Origin of the sequence: Pseudomonas sp. MWU16-30323 (assembly GCF_020515595.1) — a bacterium.
Taxonomy (GTDB): domain Bacteria; phylum Pseudomonadota; class Gammaproteobacteria; order Pseudomonadales; family Pseudomonadaceae; genus Aquipseudomonas; species Aquipseudomonas yamanorum.
In genome coordinates, this window is record NZ_JAIWYM010000011.1 from 21,697 (window position 1) to 38,706 (window position 17,010).

The 17,010-nt window shown below is 61.4% G+C and carries 13 protein-coding genes; 6 read left to right on the plus strand and 7 right to left on the minus strand.

Annotated elements, in window-relative coordinates:
- Window positions 1–197: 197 nt before the first annotated feature.
- Both LIY45_RS14985 and glnK read right to left on the minus strand, forming a co-directional pair.
- Window positions 198–1,538 carry an ammonium transporter gene (locus LIY45_RS14985; RefSeq protein ID WP_026077859.1) on the minus strand — a complete coding sequence of 447 codons (1,341 nt, stop codon included), beginning with the start codon at window positions 1,536–1,538 and terminating at the stop codon, window positions 198–200.
- A gap of 34 nt (window positions 1,539–1,572) precedes the next feature.
- Window positions 1,573–1,911 (minus strand): P-II family nitrogen regulator, encoded by a 339-nt coding sequence (gene glnK, locus LIY45_RS14990; protein ID WP_002555808.1) that lies wholly within the window; start codon window positions 1,909–1,911, stop codon window positions 1,573–1,575.
- 421 nt (window positions 1,912–2,332) lie between these two features.
- Here glnK and LIY45_RS14995 point away from each other — a divergent pair, with 421 nt between their 5' ends.
- Entirely contained in the window at window positions 2,333–2,593 is a 261-nt protein-coding gene (locus tag LIY45_RS14995; protein WP_003208783.1) for an accessory factor UbiK family protein, read from the plus strand.
- A gap of 52 nt (window positions 2,594–2,645) precedes the next feature.
- Here LIY45_RS14995 and cfa read toward each other — a convergent pair whose 3' ends face one another.
- Window positions 2,646–3,758: a cyclopropane fatty acyl phospholipid synthase gene (cfa, locus tag LIY45_RS15000; protein WP_081253239.1), complete on the minus strand. Its 1,113-nt coding sequence runs from the start codon at window positions 3,756–3,758 to the stop codon at window positions 2,646–2,648.
- A 234-nt stretch (window positions 3,759–3,992) separates the two neighbouring features.
- Between cfa and LIY45_RS15005 the strand changes: the two genes are divergently transcribed.
- Window positions 3,993–4,901, plus strand: coding sequence for a LysR family transcriptional regulator (locus LIY45_RS15005; protein WP_093203752.1), 909 nt, complete (start codon window positions 3,993–3,995; stop codon window positions 4,899–4,901).
- A 97-nt stretch (window positions 4,902–4,998) separates the two neighbouring features.
- Complete coding sequence (locus LIY45_RS15010) at window positions 4,999–6,495, plus strand: YifB family Mg chelatase-like AAA ATPase (protein ID WP_226476787.1); 1,497 nt, start codon at window positions 4,999–5,001, stop codon at window positions 6,493–6,495.
- Here the strand turns inward: LIY45_RS15010 and LIY45_RS15015 are convergent.
- The gene (locus tag LIY45_RS15015) at window positions 6,482–7,066 is read right to left on the minus strand and encodes a TetR family transcriptional regulator C-terminal domain-containing protein (protein ID WP_226476788.1); all 585 of its coding nucleotides are present in this window, start codon (window positions 7,064–7,066) and stop codon (window positions 6,482–6,484) included. The genes LIY45_RS15010 and LIY45_RS15015 overlap by 14 nt on opposite strands.
- Before the next feature lie 114 nt (window positions 7,067–7,180).
- Here LIY45_RS15015 and LIY45_RS15020 point away from each other — a divergent pair, with 114 nt between their 5' ends.
- On the plus strand, window positions 7,181–8,104 hold the full coding sequence (locus LIY45_RS15020) for an ABC transporter six-transmembrane domain-containing protein (RefSeq protein WP_093203739.1): 924 nt from the start codon (window positions 7,181–7,183) through the stop codon (window positions 8,102–8,104).
- A gap of 117 nt (window positions 8,105–8,221) precedes the next feature.
- Here the strand turns inward: LIY45_RS15020 and LIY45_RS15025 are convergent, their stop codons facing one another.
- Window positions 8,222–10,198 carry a methyl-accepting chemotaxis protein gene (locus LIY45_RS15025; RefSeq protein WP_017476684.1) on the minus strand — a complete coding sequence of 659 codons (1,977 nt, stop codon included), beginning with the start codon at window positions 10,196–10,198 and terminating at the stop codon, window positions 8,222–8,224.
- 178 nt (window positions 10,199–10,376) lie between these two features.
- A complete protein-coding gene (locus LIY45_RS15030) occupies window positions 10,377–11,297 on the minus strand; it encodes a LysR substrate-binding domain-containing protein (RefSeq protein WP_026077860.1) in 921 nt (306 codons plus the stop codon).
- A gap of 152 nt (window positions 11,298–11,449) precedes the next feature.
- Here LIY45_RS15030 and LIY45_RS15035 point away from each other — a divergent pair, with 152 nt between their 5' ends.
- Window positions 11,450–12,853 (plus strand): NorM family multidrug efflux MATE transporter, encoded by a 1,404-nt coding sequence (locus LIY45_RS15035; protein ID WP_226476789.1) that lies wholly within the window; start codon window positions 11,450–11,452, stop codon window positions 12,851–12,853.
- 157 nt (window positions 12,854–13,010) lie between these two features.
- On the opposite strand, the gene LIY45_RS15040 is transcribed toward LIY45_RS15035, so the two are convergent.
- A complete protein-coding gene (locus tag LIY45_RS15040; protein ID WP_226476790.1) occupies window positions 13,011–14,681 on the minus strand; it encodes a bifunctional diguanylate cyclase/phosphodiesterase in 1,671 nt (556 codons plus the stop codon).
- Between the two features lie 267 nt (window positions 14,682–14,948).
- Between LIY45_RS15040 and rep the strand changes: the two genes are divergently transcribed.
- Entirely contained in the window at window positions 14,949–16,958 is a 2,010-nt protein-coding gene (rep, locus tag LIY45_RS15045; RefSeq protein ID WP_017476688.1) for a DNA helicase Rep, read from the plus strand.
- The last annotated feature ends 52 nt before the right edge of the window (window positions 16,959–17,010 follow it).

Genomic DNA, 17,010 nt, shown 5'->3' on the forward strand with positions numbered 1-17,010 from the left:
CTATCGGCGCGCATTCTAGCGCGCTCAGGGAAAAAACAAAGTGCCGAATACGCCTACATGCCTGTAAGACATTCGCACACTGAAAAGTGCGGTGTGGATACCATCACAAAGTCGCGAAAAAACCCATACACCTTTAGCCACAGACAAACCCCGGGCAAAAAAATGCCCGGCAAGCCGGGCATCTTTTTTTCGCGTACTTACAAGTTGTAGCCGCGTTCGTTGTGTTGCGCCAGGTCGAGGCCGACAGCCTCTTCTTCTTCGGTCACCCGCAGGCCCATCACAGCGTCCAGCACCTTGAGGATGATGAATGTCACGATGGCGGTGTAGATGACGGTGAAGCCGACGCCTTTGCACTGGATCCAGACTTGTGCAGCGATATCAGTGGTGGTGGCGTTGAAGCCGCCCATCGCTGGTGCCGCGAACACACCGGTCAGGATCGCGCCGAGGATACCGCCGATACCGTGCACGCCGAAGGCGTCCAGGGAGTCGTCGTAGCCCAGTTTGCGTTTCAGGGTAGTGGCGCAGAAGAAGCACACCACACCGGCCGCCAGGCCGATCACCAGGGCGCCCATCGGGCCCACGGTGCCCGCGGCTGGAGTGATTGCCACCAGGCCAGCAACCACACCCGAGGCAATGCCCAGCGCGCTTGGCTTACCGTGGGTGACCCACTCGGCGAACATCCAGCCCAGCGCCGCCGCAGCGGTAGCGATCTGGGTGACCAGCATCGCCATGCCGGCAGTGCCGTTGGCCGCAGCCGCAGAGCCGGCGTTGAAGCCGAACCAGCCGACCCACAGCATGGCCGCGCCCACCAGGGTGTAACCGAGGTTGTGCGGTGCCATTGGGGTGGTTGGGAAGCCTTTACGCTTGCCGAGTACCAGGCACGCTACCAGGCCGGCAACACCGGCGTTGATGTGCACCACGGTGCCGCCAGCGAAGTCCAGTACGCCCCAGTCGCCCAGCAACGAACCCGGACCGCCCCATACCATGTGGGCAATCGGTGCGTAGACCAGAGTGAACCAGACGCCCATGAAGATCAGCATCGCGGAGAACTTCATACGCTCGGCGAACGCACCGACGATCAGCGCCGGGGTGATGATCGCGAAGGTCATCTGGAAGGTCACAAACACGGCTTCAGGGAACAACGCCGCCGGGCCGGTGATGCTGGCCGGGGTCACACCCGAAAGGAACAGTTTGGACAAGCCACCCACAAACGAGTTGAGGTTGACGACGCCTGCTTCCATACCGGTGGTATCGAACGCCATGCTGTAGCCGTAGACGAACCACAGGATGGTAATCAGGCCGGTGATGGCGAAGCACTGCATCATCACGGAAAGAATGTTTTTGGAGCGAACCATGCCGCCGTAGAACAGCGCGAGGCCTGGAATGGTCATGAACAGTACCAGCGCGGTGGACGTAAGCATCCACGCGGTGTCGCCGGAATTGAGGACTGGAGCAGGTACTGGGTCCGCCGCCATGGCCAGGGCCGGCATTACGAGGGACAACAGGGCTCCTAGCCCTGCGAATTTACGCAGAGTCATATTGTTTTCTCCTGGGGCGTTGGGGTTTGGCGGCTTAGATTGCGTCGGTATCGGTTTCGCCGGTACGGATGCGAATAGCCTGTTCCAGATTGACCACGAAGATCTTGCCGTCACCGATCTTGCCGGTGTTGGCGGCCTTGGTTATCGCCTCGATAACCCGGTCAAGATCCTTGTCGTCAATGGCGACATCAATCTTCACCTTTGGCAGGAAATCGACCACGTATTCCGCGCCGCGATACAGCTCGGTGTGACCCTTCTGCCGACCGAAGCCTTTGACCTCAGTAACGGTAATGCCCTGCACGCCGATCTCGGACAGTGACTCGCGTACATCGTCCAACTTGAACGGCTTGATGATGGCAGTGACTAGCTTCATGAAAACTCTCTCCCGAATTGGTGGACTTGCCCCAGGAAAACAAACCCGTCTCAAGTCTAAGCGCAGTGCCTGGCTTTGTAACGCTTCGTCGCCTTGGCATTTGCCATTGCGACGCTCGCTAACCACTGGTGACGAAACATGTACCGCTGGTCCGTCGGCGCACTGCATCGTCACAGCGACTGCATCAGTGCATGGGTCATGATCGTCTAAGCAGAAAGCTTGCCAGCTCCGTAAAAATCACTGAAATCAGTCCTTTGTTCGCGTGTGCCCACCTCCCGGGCGCCGTTGTCGCGAAGATACGCACGAAAACGGTGCGTGACCGCCCGGCCACATGCGCGAAAAGCGTGCGCCTGTGCCTGGGAAAAGACTATAGACGCTGCGTGATACACTGCCGGCCAACAGATTTTCCGGACGATTTCCCATGCTCGCGCCCAAAGACCTCCTCGACGCCCTGAGCGGCCACGCCTCCCGCCTGTTCAGCAGCGACACGCCGCTGCCACGCAATGAAATTGAAAGCCAGTTCAAGGCGCTGCTGCAAAGCGGTTTCAGCAAGCTGGACCTGGTAAGCCGGGAAGAGTTTGATAGCCAGATGGTGGTGTTGGCGCGCACTCGGGCGCGGTTGGAAAGCCTTGAGGCCAAGGTGGCGGAGCTGGAAGCGCGATTGACGCCGGCCGCCGAGTAAACCGGCCAAACCGGGGCAGGTTTCGCCTGTCCCCGTTAAACCGTTGTCACCCTCAGCTCACCCGCTGATACCCGCCGACAACCCCCTTCTTCGACAACACCCACTGCCACAACTGGATATCCCGCGCGCGAAACGCCCCTGCACACGACAGCAGGTAATAGCGCCACATCCGGTAGAAACGCCGGCCAAAGGTTTCGGCGAAATCCGGCCACGCCAATTCGAAGTTTTCGCACCAGGCCATCAGTGTCTTGTCGTAATCGGCGCCAAAGTTGTGCAAATCCTCGGCAACAAACAACCCGTCCATGGCGTCGCCAATCTGCCCGATCGAGGGCAAATCACCATTGGGAAAGATGTATTTGTCGATCCACGGGTCCGGCGTGCTGTTGCGTTGGTTCTTGCCGATGGTGTGCAACAGGAACAGGCCGTCGTCCTTCAGGCAGCGGTTGGCCACCTCCATATAGGCACGATGGTTCTTGCGGCCCACATGCTCAAACATGCCGACGCTGGCGATATGGTCGAATTGCTCGTCGATGTCCCGATAGTCCTGCAAACGAAACTCGATAGGCAGATGTGAATACTTGGCGCGGCCCCACTCCGCCTGCTCTTTGGAGATGGTCACACCCACGCACTCCACGCCATAGTGCTCGGCCGCATGGCTCATGAAGCTGCCCCAGCCACAGCCGATATCCAGCACGCGCATGCCCGGCTTGAGCCCCAGTTTTTTACAGATCAGGTCCAGCTTGGCGAACTGCGCCTGCTCCAGGGTGGTGGCATCTTTCCAGTAGCCACAGGTGTACGTCATACGCGAGTCGAGCATGCGCGCGTAGAAGTCATTGCCGAGGTCGTAGTGCGCCTCGCCGACTTGCCAGGCGCGCTTCTTGTTTTGCAGGTTCAGCCAGCGGGAGCTGAACGCGTGAAACAACAAAGTGGCCGGGTTGGCCTGGTCGATCACCCCAGAGCGCATGAGGCGGTAGAAAAATTCATCCAGCGCCTCGGCGTCCCAACCGCCATCCATGTAGTCCTCGCCAAGGCCAAGGTTGCCTTTGGCCAGGGCCAGGTCGAACGTAGCACTGTGGTGCAGTTGCATATCCGCAGCCGACGGCCCGTTGACCTCAATCTGTGCCTGCGCCAGCAACTCCTTAACGAAGCGCGCTCCCTGAGACATCTCATCAGAACCGGAAAAAGAATGACGCGTTTTGTTAAGCACAATTGCTCTCCAGAAATAGCGTTGCCTTTGATTCATACACTGCGAGAAATCTGGCCATGGAAGCGTCTGGCAAGGCCCTCAAGGCATCACCGGGAACGCTGGCTGGGAACAGATGTAACAAATCTTATCCAGCCATTTTTTAAAGATATAATGAATTAATCTTATGAAAACCATGCGAAATTGGAATGCAAAATGGACATCAGGGCGCTTCGTTATTTCGTAGAAGTCGTGGACCAGCAGAGCTTTACCAAAGCCGCAGTAAAGCTGCACCTGACCCAGCCAACGGTCAGCAAAATGGTGCAGCAACTTGAAACGAGCCTTGGCTTGAGGCTGCTGGACCGCATGGGAAAACGCTTCACCCTGACGGACGCCGGTGAAATTGTGCTCAAGCGCGCCAAGGAAATGATCGCACTGCACGATGAAATGACCGTGGAGCTGCAAGACTTGCAGCAAGTCGAACGCGGCGCCCTGCGCATGGGACTGTCGCCCTCTACTCACCTCGCACTGGCACCGATCTTTGCGGAATATCACGCCCGCTACCCGAAGATCGAACTGAAACTGTTCGAAAGCGGCGGCAACGTCACCATTCAGGACCTGCGCCAAGGCACGCTGGAGTTCGGCACCATCCTGGACTCGCCGCGCGTGGCGGATATATGGTCCGAATTTGAATCCATGCCCTTGTTCGAATCGCCACTGTGCCTGCTCGCGCCCCATGATTCGCCCTGGCAGGGACGCAGCTCGGTAGAGCTGAGCGAACTGCAAGCCTGCGAATTCATCTTTTACGATGACACCTTCACCCTTAACCAATTTGTACTCGATGCCTGCGCCCTGGCCGGTTTTGAGCCGCGTATCAGCGGGCGCAGCAGCCAATGGGACTTTATCGCCTCCCTGGTACGCCTGGGCGTGGGCATCACCCTGCTGCCCCGGGCGTTCTGCGACACCCTTGATGCCAACCAATTCAGCATCGCGGAAATACAGTCGCCGGCCCTGAACTGGAGATTGATGCTGGCGTGGCGTCGGCAGTGCAAGCTGTCGTTTGCGGCGCAGGCGTGGTTGACGTTGGCGAAGGAGTTTTTGTGTGTGCCACCGCCCAGCCAGTAGCCCGATACGTTCTGTAAAACCTCGCCGCTGCATTGCGCCAACGCTGGACTACCCTTGAAAAACCGCAGGAAGCGGCCACTCATTTCAAGGAACGAGCATGTCCCTCGCCATCGTCCACAGCCGCGCCCAGATTGGCGTTGAAGCCCCCGCCGTCACCGTCGAGGTGCACATGGCCAACGGCTTGCCGTCGCTGACGCTGGTGGGCCTGCCGGAAACCGCCGTCAAGGAAAGCAAGGACCGCGTGCGCAGCGCGATTCTCAACTCCGCGCTGCAATACCCGTCCCGCCGCATCACCCTCAACCTCGCGCCCGCCGACCTGCCCAAGGACGGTGGGCGTTTTGATTTGGCGATTGCCTTGGGGATTCTCGCCGCCAGCGTGCAGGTACCGGCGCTGACCCTGGATAACGTGGAATGCCTCGGTGAGCTGGCGCTGTCCGGTGAGGTGCGTGGGGTGAAAGGGGTATTGCCGGCAGCCCTGGCGGCGCGCAAGGCCGGGCGCACCTTGATCGTGCCTCGGGCCAATGCCGAAGAGGCGTGTCTGGCCTCGGGATTGAAGGTGATTGCGGTGGATCATCTGCTGCAAGTGGTGGCGCACCTGAACGGTCACGTGCCGATCGAGCCCTTCGTTTCCAGTGGCCTGATGTACCTGAATAAACCCTATCCCGACCTGAGTGAAGTACAGGGCCAACTGGCGGCCAAGCGTGCGCTGTTGATCGCTGCGGCGGGCGCCCACAACCTGTTGCTCAGTGGGCCACCGGGCACGGGCAAAACCTTGCTGGCCAGCCGTCTACCGGGTCTGTTGCCACCCCTGAGTGAACAGGAAGCGCTGGAGGTGGCGGCGATTCAGTCGGTAGTCAGCCTGGCGCCGCTGAGCCATTGGCCGCACCGGCCATTTCGCCAACCGCACCATTCAGCGTCAGGCCCAGCACTGGTAGGCGGTGGCTCGAAACCGCAGCCGGGGGAAATCACCCTCGCCCATCATGGTGTGTTATTTCTCGACGAGCTGCCGGAGTTTGATCGCAAGGTCTTGGAAGTGCTGCGTGAGCCGCTGGAGTCCGGGCATATCGTGATTGCCCGCGCCCGCGACCGGGTGAGTTTCCCGGCGCGCTTTCAGTTGGTGGCGGCAATGAACCCCTGCCCTTGCGGCTATGTGGGCGAGCCGAGCGGGCGCTGTCGCTGCACGCCGGAGCAGATCCAGCGCTATCGCAACAAGCTTTCGGGGCCGCTGCTGGACCGGATCGACCTGCACGTGACCGTCGCCCGGGAAAGCACTGCGCTGAACCCGGGCAAACAGTCCGGCGACGATACCGCCAGCGCATCCGCCCTCGTGGCCGAGGCTCGAGAACGCCAGCAACTGCGCCAGGGCTGCGCCAATGCCTTTCTCGACCTGCCGGGACTACGCCAGCACTGCAAGCTGGCGAAAGCCGACGAAGGCTGGCTGGAGAGCGCGTGTGAACGGCTGACGCTGTCGCTGCGGGCAGCCCATCGCTTGCTCAAGGTCGCCCGCACCCTGGCCGACCTGGAACAGGTGGACGCCATCGCCCGGCATCATCTGGCGGAAGCCTTGCAGTACCGCCCCGCTAGCGCTTCTTAGGCAACGCCAGGAGCAGCCCTGCCACTTCCATCACCTCACCCATCGCCGCCTCAGCCGATTCAACGGAGGGTTTGAGCATCAAGTCATCGGCATAGCCCATGGCGACGGCGAACAGCTGCCGCGCCGCGCGCTCGGGCCACTCACACTGAAACACCTTGGCCGCCACACCTTGCTCGATGAGCTCGGCGAGCATCGCTTGCCATTGGGCGTTGATCGTCAGGTAAGCCTCGGCGAATGGCTCGTCATGCATGGCTTCGTCCCAGGCATCCAGCCACAGCGCCCATCCGGCATCTGCCGTGGAGGGCAGGCAGTCACGCAGGAAACCTTCGAGTGCTTCCAGTGGAGGCAGCCCCTCCAACGGCACCCGCACCTCGTCCAGTTGCTCGTTGGCAAACCGCACAAACGCTTCGCGGCGCAGTTCTTTCCAGTCACTGAAGTAGTGATAGACGTGGCTGCGGGACAGCCCGGCGTGCTCCGCCAAGTCGCGGGTGGAGACATCGGCGAAGCCTTTGCTGCGAAACAGCTCCAGGGCGGCGGCGATGATCTGGTCTTTACGGTCGATACGCGACATGAGGCTTTTCCTTCAGGCACCGGCAGATCGACGGCGCTTGCTTTTTGAGCGATCGCTCAAGGATAATTGAGCAGTCGCTCAATACTAGCGCTTATCTCACCCTTGGTGCACCCCATGTCATCCGTAACACCGCAAATCCTGATCGAAGAAAGCAAAAAGATCGGGCAACAATCCGCCAGCCAAACCCTCAAGGCGATCGCCAGGGCCTATCCCGGCAAGCTGTTCTGCACCTTGTCGCTGGTGGCCCTGGAAAACGCATTGCTGCTGGCCTACCCGCTGTTTGCGGGGTTCGCGGTGGACTCAATTATCCGCGGCGATGCCGGCAGCGCGTTGTTCTACGCCGCCGTGGTGCTGGCGTTCTGGGTGGTCGGGGCGGCGCGACGGGCGCTGGATACGCGCACCTTCACCCGTATCTACGCGGACCTTGCGGTGCCGGTGATTCTCAACCAGCGCCTGCAAAACCACAGCACCTCACGGGCGGCGGCGCGGGTGGTGTTGGCGCGGGACTTTGTGGATTTCTTCGAAAAACACGTGCCGATCATCGCGACGGCGCTGGTGTCGATCGTCGGTGCGGCCGTGATGTTGCTGGTGATCGAACCGTGGATCGGCCTGGCCTGCCTGACGGCGCTGGTGCTGTGCACAACCTTGTTGCCACGTTTCGCCCGGCGCAATCAGGAGTTGCACGAGCGCTTGAATGACCGCCTGGAAAAGGAAATCGGCCTGGTGGAAAAGGTCGGCGCGCAGACCTTGCAGCGCCACTACCAGGTGCTGTCACGCCTGCGGATCTGGCTGTCGGACCGCGAGGCTGCAGCGTTCCTGTTTATCGGTACGCTGGCCGCGCTGTTGTTTGTGGTCGCCATCAGCCAGTTGGCGCTGTCGCCGGCGGTCAAGGCCGGCCACGTGTATGCGGTGATGACTTACCTGTGGACCTTTGTCAGCAGCCTGGATGAAGCACCAGGGATGGTCGATCAACTGGCGCGACTCAAGGACATTGGCAAGCGTGTGGACCCGGGGCTGGGGGACCGATCCGACGTTTGAGGCGTCGGGTCGGACGTCATCGCGGGCAAGCCCGGCTCCCACAGTGGACCGCGTACTCCAGAACAACACGGTCAACGGTGGGAGCGGGCTTGCCCGCGATAGGGCCCGAACAGTCAATCAACGAAACCGGTCAACCTCATGCCGCAAGCCCGCCGCCAGGGTCTCCAGTTCCTTGGCGGTGATTGCCAGGTTCGACACCACTTCACGCTGCTCGCTGTTGGCCAGGGCAATGCTCTGCAAGTTGCTGCTCAGCAAGGTCGCCGTGCTGCTCTGCTCCTGGGTGGCAGTGGTAATGGCCGCAAACTGCTGGCCCGCCGAGCGGCTTTGCTCGTCGATCCGCGCCAGCGCCGAGGCCACGTCGGCATTGCGCGCAAGGCCTTCCTGCATCAGCACGTTGCCTTGTTCCATGGTGCTGATGGCGTTGCCGGTTTCCTGCTGGATGCTCTGGATCATCCCGGAAATTTCGTCCGTGGCCTGACGGGTACGCGAGGCGAGGTTGCGCACTTCATCCGCCACCACCGCAAACCCGCGCCCTTGCTCACCGGCCCGCGCGGCTTCGATGGCGGCGTTGAGCGCCAGCAGGTTGGTCTGTTCGGCAATCGCAGTGATGACCCCGACAATCCCGCCGATTTCCTGGGAGCGCTGGCCCAAGGTGTTGATCACCGTGGCTGTGCTGTTCAGCGCGGTGGCGATGTGTTCCAGGGACGAAGACGCCTCTTCCATCGAGGTGCGGCCAATCTTGGTTTGCTGGGCATTGTCCTGGGCCAGGCGCTCGGTGTTGCCCATGTTGTCGGCGATGTTCAGCGAGGTGGCGCTGAACTCTTCCACCGCGCCGGCCATGCTGGTGATCTCGCCGGACTGTTGCTCCATGCCTTCGTACGCACCGCCGGACAATCCCGACAGTGCCTGGGCGCGGCTGTTCACGTCTTCAGCCGCCTTGCGGATATGCGACACCATGGTCGACAGCGCTTCGCCCATCTGGTTGAAACTGCGGGCCAACTGGCCGATTTCGTCATGGCTGGACACGTTCAGCCGTGCGCTCAAATCACCAGCGCCCAAGGCTTCCGCTTGACGCACCAGGTCGCCCAACGGCTGCAACTTGCTGCGCAGCAGCCAGACCGCCGCGCCCACCGCCAGCAGCATTGCGAGCAAACTGCCAATCGCCAGGCGAATCCCCACCGACCAGGTCACCGCCCGAATTTCGGCTTTCGGCATGCTCGCCACCACCGACCACGGACCGCCTTCAAACGGCACGGCAACGCTGTAGAAGTCTTCGTTCTTGTCGCTCCAGAAACGGCCTTTTCCAGGTTTGGCGGCCAGGTCGAGCATCACCGGAATTGCTTGATCCAGCGCCTGCACGCCAGCCGGCGGCACCAGCCAATGTTTCTGTTCATCCAGCAGCGCGAGGGAGCCGGTCTGGCCGATTCGGAAGCGCTTGAGGTTGTCGAACTGGGCGTTCTGCGCGTCGGTGTAGTCGAAGCCGACAAACAGCACCGCAATCACTTTGCCGCTGGCATCACGCACCGGGCTGTACTGGGTCATGTAGGAGCGATCGAACAGCACCGCGCGACCCACGTAACCCTGCCCGCCGAGCAAGCGTTGATAGGCCGGGTGCTGGTGATCCAGCGCCGTACCGATGGCGCGGCTGCCGTCCTGCTTGGTCAGGGACGTGCTGACACGGACAAAGTCCTCGCCACTGCGTACGAACAAGGTCGCCACGCCGCCCGACATCTGCTTGAACTCATCAACTTCCGTGAAGTTGTTGTTCAGCACTTCCTCGCCCAGGTACAGGCCCGGTGTCTGCACACCCGCTACCGTCACCGGCTGCCCAGGCCGCACACTCAAGCCGGCGCTGAAGCGCTTTTCAAACAGCCCGCTCAAACGCTGGGTACTTTCGCGCAAGGTGCTGTGGAAGGTATTGAGTTGGTCAGCCAGCAAGCGAGCCTCGCTGGCCAGATGCTCCTCGCGAGTGTCGAGGTTGGCGGAGTCCAGCGAACGCAAGGCGAACACCGTACTGCCGCTGATGACGACAGCCAGTATCACGGCGAGGGCAAGCCCCAGTTGAGAGGCGATCCGGGCGCGAGGTTGAGACATGAAGGCTCCTGGCCGAGGCCAGGATCATCCTGATCTCATAGCGCTGCTCGGCAAAATTCTAATAGGGGAAACGTTGTAGAACGGTAGTTCCAACAACCCTACTTCGGCGGGCAGGCTGAATTCTTGAGCGATTCGCAGGGGTATCACGCAAACGATTGCTGCCCGGTGCGCAATCCACTCAGGCGAGGCGCTCTACCTGGGGCAATTCCATGGCCTGCACCTCGCTCTGGAGAAAGTCACCCAGCCGTCGCAAACGCTCACCGCCCGGCCGGGTCTTTGGCCACACCAGATAGTAATTTTCCCCACTGGCCACGGCGGTGGGCCACGGCAGGCTCAGCCGGCCCTGGGCCACGTCTTCGGCCACCATCAGCAAGTCGCCCATGGACACGCCATAACCCCGAGCGGCGGCAATCATGCCCAGCTCCAATGTATCGAACACCTGCCCGCCCTTGAGCGATACCTGGGATGACAGCCCCATGCGCTCCAGCCAGTAGCGCCAGTCACGGCGGTCCGGCGTCGGGTGCAGCAATTCGGCAGAGGCCAGCCGCGTGACGTCCCAGGGCCCGTCGCTCAACAGGTTCGGCGCGCCCACTGGAATCAGCAGTTCAGGAAACAGGTAGCAGGCTTCCCAGTCCGGCGGGAAATGACCGTTACTCAGCAATACCGCGCAATCGAACGGCTCCTGATTGAAGTCCACCTCATCGACACTCATCCAGGCGCTGGTCAGTTGCACTTCATTGCCCGGCTGTAAATGCCGGAAGCGACTGAGCCGCGCCAGCAGCCAGCGCATGGTCAGGGTGGATGGCGCCTTCATGCGCAGGATGTCGTCCTCCGCGTTCAACGTATGGCAGGCGCGCTCCAGGGCCGCAAACCCTTCGCGCACGCCTGGCAGCAACAGGCGCGCCGCCTCGGTGAGCTGCAAGGTGCGGCCGCTGCGCTGGAACAGGCGGCAGGCGAAATGCTCTTCCAGCGTGCGAATGTGCCGGCTCACCGCACTTTGGGTAATCGATAACTCTTCCGCCGCGCGGGTGAACGAGTTGTAGCGGGACGCAGCTTCAAACGCCCGCAAGGCGTAAAGAGGAGGAAGACGACGAGACATGGCGAAAGCTCCGACGGCGCAATCTCGAAACCCTACCAGAATCATTCAGGCATGAGTTTTAATCATGCGCGCCATCGGATTTATCCCTTTGTGCAATGCGCTGTGGGCGCCGAGAATCAACCCTTCCACCCTTCCCTGACTTTTTGAGCGTGATGATCATGCAGCATCCGGCACGTACCGAACTCTGGGCCATTCTGCGGCTGTCAGGGCCGTTGATTGCCTCACAGTTGGCCCACATGCTGATGGTGCTGACCGACACCCTGATGATGGCCCGCCTGAGCCCCGAGGCCCTGGCCGGCGGCGGCCTGGGTGCGGCGAGCTATTCGTTCGTGTCGATTTTCTGCATCGGCGTGATCGCCGCCGTGGGCACGCTGGTCGCGATCCGCCAGGGCGCCGGCGACATTGAAGGCGCCACTCGCCTGACCCAGGCCGGGCTGTGGCTGGCCTGGTTGATGGCGCTGGTGGCCGGCTTGCTGCTGTGGAACCTCAAGCCGGTGTTGCTGATGTTCGGCCAGACCGAAACCAACGTCGCGTCCGCCGGCCAGTTCCTGACCATCCTGCCGTTCGCCCTGCCCGGCTACCTGACGTTCATGGCCCTGCGCGGCTTCACCAGCGCCATCGGCAAGGCCACGCCGGTGATGGTCATCAGCCTGGGCGGCACGGTGATCAACTACCTGCTCAACCACGCGCTGATCGAAGGCATGTTCGGCCTGCCGAAACTCGGGCTGGTGGGCATTGGCCTGGTCACGGCCATCGTCGCCAACTGCATGGCACTGGCGCTGATCTGGTACATCAAATACAACCGTGCTTACGACGCCTACCCACTGCGCAAGGGTCTGCTGCGGCCCAACCTGCATTACCTGCGGGAACTGTGGCGCCTGGGCCTGCCGATTGGTGGCACCTACGCGGTGGAAGTCGGGCTGTTTGCGTTCGCGGCACTGTGCATGGGCACCATGGGCAGTACGCAGTTGGCTGCGCACCAGATTGCCCTGCAGATTGTGTCGGTGGCGTTCATGGTTCCGGCGGGCATGTCCTACGCAATCACCATGCGCATCGGCCAGCATTACGGGGCCGGGAACCTGCTGGAAGCACGGCTGGCCGGGCGAGTTGGCATAGGCTTTGGCGCAGTGGTGATGCTGGGCTTTGCAGCGGTGCTGTGGTTGTTCTCGCACCAACTGATCAGCTTGTTCCTCGACCAGCATGACCCGGCGTTTCGCGACGTGATCAACCTCGCCGTTAGCCTGCTGGCGGTGGCCGCGTGGTTTGAGCTGTTCGACGGTGTACAGACCATCGCCATGGGCTGCATTCGCGGGCTCAAGGACGCCAAGACCACGTTCCTGGTCGGGTTGGGATGCTACTGGCTGATCGGCGCACCGGCTGCGTGGTTGATGGCGTTCAACCTCGGCTGGGGGCCGACTGGCGTGTGGTGGGGCCTGGCGCTGGGCCTGGCGTGCGCGGCAGTCAGCCTGACCTGGGCGTTTGAACGGAAGATGACGCGGATGATTCGCCAGGAGCCTGAAACCCACCACGGATTTCAAGCCGCGCAGCCTGAGTAACGACTGTACTCGGTCAGTGTAGGAGTTGGCTTATGTGGGAGCCGGGCTTGCCCGCGATGCAGGCACCTCGGTAGGTCAGACACACCGCAGTGATGCTATCGCAGGCAAGCCAGCTCCCACAAAAGCTGGCTCCCACATTTTGATCGGGCTCACACCATCAGATCACGCCGCCCACCAATTCCTGGCTGTTACCAAACGTCAGGTAGTCCACCAGTTCCGCCAGCGGCAACGGCTTGCTGATCAGGTAACCCTGTGCCTGATCGCAGCCGAACAACCGCAGCAACGCCAGTTGCTCTGCGGTTTCCACACCCTCGGCCACCACTTCCAGGTTCAGGTTGTGGGCCAGGTTGATCATCGCGTGGACCAGCTTGCGATTCTCTTCGCGCTCTTCCATGCCGCCGACAAAGCTCTTGTCGATTTTCAGCAAGGCAATCGGCAGGCTGTTGAGGTGCACGAACGACGAGAAGCCGGTGCCAAAGTCATCCAGGGAAAAGCGCACCCCCAGCCGACCCAGCGCATCCATGGTCTGCTTGACCAGGTCGCTGCGGCGCATCACGGCGGTTTCCGTCAGTTCAAACTCCAGCCACTGGGCTTCCACACCACGTTCGGCAATCAGCCGGCTGAGGGTGCTGAGCAATTGGCTGTCCTGGAACTGGCGGAACGACAAGTTGACCGCCATGTGCAACGGCGCAATCCCGCGTTCGCGCAGGTCCTGCATGTCGCGCAGCGCCCGGGAAATTACCCAGTAGCCCAGCGGCACGATCAGGCCGCTCTGCTCGGCCAGCGGCACGAACTCGCTCGGCGGCAACAGCCCGCGCTCGCCGTGGCGCCAGCGCACCAGCGCTTCGAGGCCGACGATATGCCCGTCGTCGAGGTCCAGGCGGGGCTGGTAATGCAGTTCCAGCTCGTCACGGCGCAACGCCCGGCGCAGTTCGCTTTCCAGGTCGGCGAGGCTGCGGGCATTGCGGTTGATGCGTTCGTTGAAGATATGAAAAGTACAGCCCTGGGTGCTCTTGGCTTGCTGCATGGCGATATGGGCGTGCCACATCAGCGGGTCGGCGCCGGCCCTGGCGCGGGCATGTGCCACGCCGAGGCTGCAACCGATCAGCAGGCTTTCGCCATCGACCCAATACGGCTCGGCCATGGCTTCGATGATGCGCTCGGCCATCCATTCGGCGCGCTGGGGCGCGCGGCGGGTGTCGATCAGCAAGGCGAATTCATCGCTGCCCAGGCGCGCCAATTGATCGCCGGCCTCCAGCTGGCTCTTGAGCCGCGAGACCACTTGCAGGATCAGCCGGTCGCCAGCCTGGTGGCCGAGGGCGTCGTTGGCGTGACGGAAGTTGTCCAGGTCGAGGTGACCGAGGGCGACGCCACGGCCTTCGTTTTCCGCCAGGCGGGCGGTCAACAGGGTCTGGAAGCCCTGGCGGTTGGCGATGCCGGTCAGCGGGTCCTGCTCGGCCAGGCGTTGCAGGGTGTTTTCCAGCACACCGCGCTCGCGCACATGCCGCAGGCACCGGCGCAATGTATCGACATCCAATGCATTCAGAATCAGCCAGTCGCTGACGCCAAGGGGCGAAACCAGAGGTTCCTCTTCCAACAGCAATACCGTTGGCAAGCTGCAACGACCGGGGCCGGGCTGAAGGCTGGCCGTGGTCAACAACACCGCACTGTGATCGTCGTCGAACAGATTGCTCACAGACTCCCAGTTTGGCGCGCTGATCAGCACAGCTCCGTCGCCCATCGGCGCCAGGCACTCGCGCAATAACGCTGCCCACGCTGGCTCATCGGCCAGTAGCAGCAAACGCAAGGGTTCGACAGGCGTAGACAAGCTAGCTCCCTAGACTCTGCAAAATTTCGTTGGCGGCGGGCATTATGACGTGCGACCTGATAATGACCAATGATATGGGTTATCAAATGCACACTGTGCGGCGCTAGACCGAACAATAGTCCTAAATGCCCTGCACATCCTGCGGCAAAGTAACAAAACCGGCAAATTTAGATCGAGTGGTACGTCACACTGTCGTTCAGAGGCAGCAGAATCTTGCCAGCCTGTTAAAATGCCCGCCCTTTTGATCAATGACTCCCTGAATTCTGTATGTCCCGACTCAATCCCCGGCAGCAAGAAGCCGTGAACTACGTCGGCGGCCCTCTATTGGTGCTCGCCGGTGCCGGTTCCGGCAAGACCAGCGTGATCACCCGCAAGATCGCGCACCTGATCCAGAGCTGCGGCATCCGCGCCCAGTACATCGTCGCCATGACCTTTACCAACAAGGCGGCGCGGGAAATGAAAGAGCGCGTCGGCACCCTGCTCAAGGGTGGCGAAGGCCGTGGCCTCACCGTGTGTACCTTCCACAACCTGGGGCTGAACATCATCCGCAAGGAGCATGTGCGGTTGGGCTACAAGCCGGGCTTCTCGATCTTTGACGAGACTGACGTCAAGGCGCTGATGACCGACATCATGCAAAAGGAATACGCGGGCGACGACGGCGTCGACGAGATCAAGAACATGATCGGCTCGTGGAAAAACGACCTGATCCTGCCCGCCGAAGCCCTGGAAAACGCGCGCAACCCCAAGGAACAGACAGCCGCCATCGTCTACACCCACTACCAGCGCACGCTCAAGGCGTTCAACGCGGTGGACTTCGACGACCTGATCCTGCTGCCGGTGAAGCTGTTCCAGGAACACGCCGACATCCTCGAAAAGTGGCAGAACAAAGTCCGCTACCTGCTGGTGGACGAATACCAGGACACCAACGCCAGCCAATACCTGCTGGTGAAGCTGCTGATCGGCAAGCGCAACCAGTTCACCGTGGTGGGCGACGACGACCAGTCGATCTACGCGTGGCGCGGCGCCCGCCCGGAAAACCTGATGCTGCTCAAGGACGACTATCCGTCCCTGAAAGTGGTGATGCTGGAGCAGAACTACCGCTCCACCAGCCGTATCCTGCGTTGCGCCAACGTGCTGATCTCCAACAACCCCCACGAGTTTGAAAAACAACTGTGGAGCGAGATGGGCCACGGCGACGAGATCCGCGTGATCCGCTGCCGCAACGAAGACGCCGAAGCCGAGCGCGTGGCCGTCGAACTGCTCACGCTGCACCTGCGTACCGACCGGCCCTATAGCGATTTCGCGATCCTGTACCGCGGCAACTACCAGGCCAAGCTGATCGAGCTCAAGCTGCAGCACCACCAGATTCCTTATCGTCTGTCGGGCGGCAACAGCTTTTTCGGACGCCAGGAAGTGAAGGACCTGATGGCCTACTTCCGGCTGATCGTGAACCCGGACGACGACAACGCCTTCCTGCGGGTGATCAACGTCCCACGCCGGGAAATCGGTTCGACCACCCTGGAAAAGCTCGGCAACTACGCCACCGAACGCAAGATCTCGATGTACGCCGCCACCGACGAAATCGGCCTGGGCGAACACCTGGACACCCGCTTCACCGATCGCCTGGCGCGCTTTAAGCGCTTCATGGACAAGGTGCGCGAGCAGTGCGCCGGCGAAGACCCGATCAGCGCCCTGCGCAGCATGGTCATGGACATCGACTACGAGAACTGGCTGCGCACCAACAGCTCCAGCGACAAGGCCGCCGATTACCGCATGGGCAACGTGTGGTTCCTGATCGAGGCGTTGAAAAACACCCTCGAGAAGGACGAAGAAGGCGAGATGACCGTCGAGGACGCCATCGGCAAGCTGGTCCTGCGGGACATGCTTGAACGCCAGCAGGAAGAGGAAGACGGCGCCGAAGGCGTGCAGATGATGACCTTGCATGCGTCCAAGGGCCTGGAATTCCCCTACGTGTTCATCATGGGCATGGAAGAGGAAATCCTCCCGCACCGCTCCAGCATCGAAGCCGACACCATCGAAGAAGAACGGCGCCTGGCCTACGTGGGCATTACCCGCGCGCGTCAGACATTGGCCTTCACCTTTGCCGCCAAGCGCAAGCAGTACGGCGAGATCATCGATTGTGCCCCCAGCCGGTTCCTCGACGAACTGCCGCCGGATGACCTGGCGTGGGAAGGCAACGACGACACACCGACCGAAGTCAAAGCCGTTCGCGGCAATACCGCCCTGGCGGATATACGCGCGATGTTAAAGCGCTAGAATCGACTACTTTTTAATCTACTTTCGGCGCGTGTTGCGCCAACAGAGGAAG

What these genes read in the sequence shown, in the direction of transcription:
- LIY45_RS14985 (WP_026077859.1), bottom strand. Translation starts at nt 1,538, where the DNA reads ATGACTCTGCGTAAATTCGCAGGGCTAGGAGCCCTGTTGTCCCTCGTA.
- glnK (WP_002555808.1), bottom strand. Translation starts at nt 1,911, where the DNA reads ATGAAGCTAGTCACTGCCATCATCAAGCCGTTCAAGTTGGACGATGTA.
- LIY45_RS14995 (WP_003208783.1), top strand. Translation starts at nt 2,333, where the DNA reads ATGCTCGCGCCCAAAGACCTCCTCGACGCCCTGAGCGGCCACGCCTCC.
- cfa (WP_081253239.1), bottom strand. Translation starts at nt 3,758, where the DNA reads ATGTCTCAGGGAGCGCGCTTCGTTAAGGAGTTGCTGGCGCAGGCACAG.
- LIY45_RS15005 (WP_093203752.1), top strand. Translation starts at nt 3,993, where the DNA reads ATGGACATCAGGGCGCTTCGTTATTTCGTAGAAGTCGTGGACCAGCAG.
- LIY45_RS15010 (WP_226476787.1), top strand. Translation starts at nt 4,999, where the DNA reads ATGTCCCTCGCCATCGTCCACAGCCGCGCCCAGATTGGCGTTGAAGCC.
- LIY45_RS15015 (WP_226476788.1), bottom strand. Translation starts at nt 7,066, where the DNA reads ATGTCGCGTATCGACCGTAAAGACCAGATCATCGCCGCCGCCCTGGAG.
- LIY45_RS15020 (WP_093203739.1), top strand. Translation starts at nt 7,181, where the DNA reads ATGTCATCCGTAACACCGCAAATCCTGATCGAAGAAAGCAAAAAGATC.
- LIY45_RS15025 (WP_017476684.1), bottom strand. Translation starts at nt 10,198, where the DNA reads ATGTCTCAACCTCGCGCCCGGATCGCCTCTCAACTGGGGCTTGCCCTC.
- LIY45_RS15030 (WP_026077860.1), bottom strand. Translation starts at nt 11,297, where the DNA reads ATGTCTCGTCGTCTTCCTCCTCTTTACGCCTTGCGGGCGTTTGAAGCT.
- LIY45_RS15035 (WP_226476789.1), top strand. Translation starts at nt 11,450, where the DNA reads ATGATCATGCAGCATCCGGCACGTACCGAACTCTGGGCCATTCTGCGG.
- rep (WP_017476688.1), top strand. Translation starts at nt 14,949, where the DNA reads ATGTCCCGACTCAATCCCCGGCAGCAAGAAGCCGTGAACTACGTCGGC.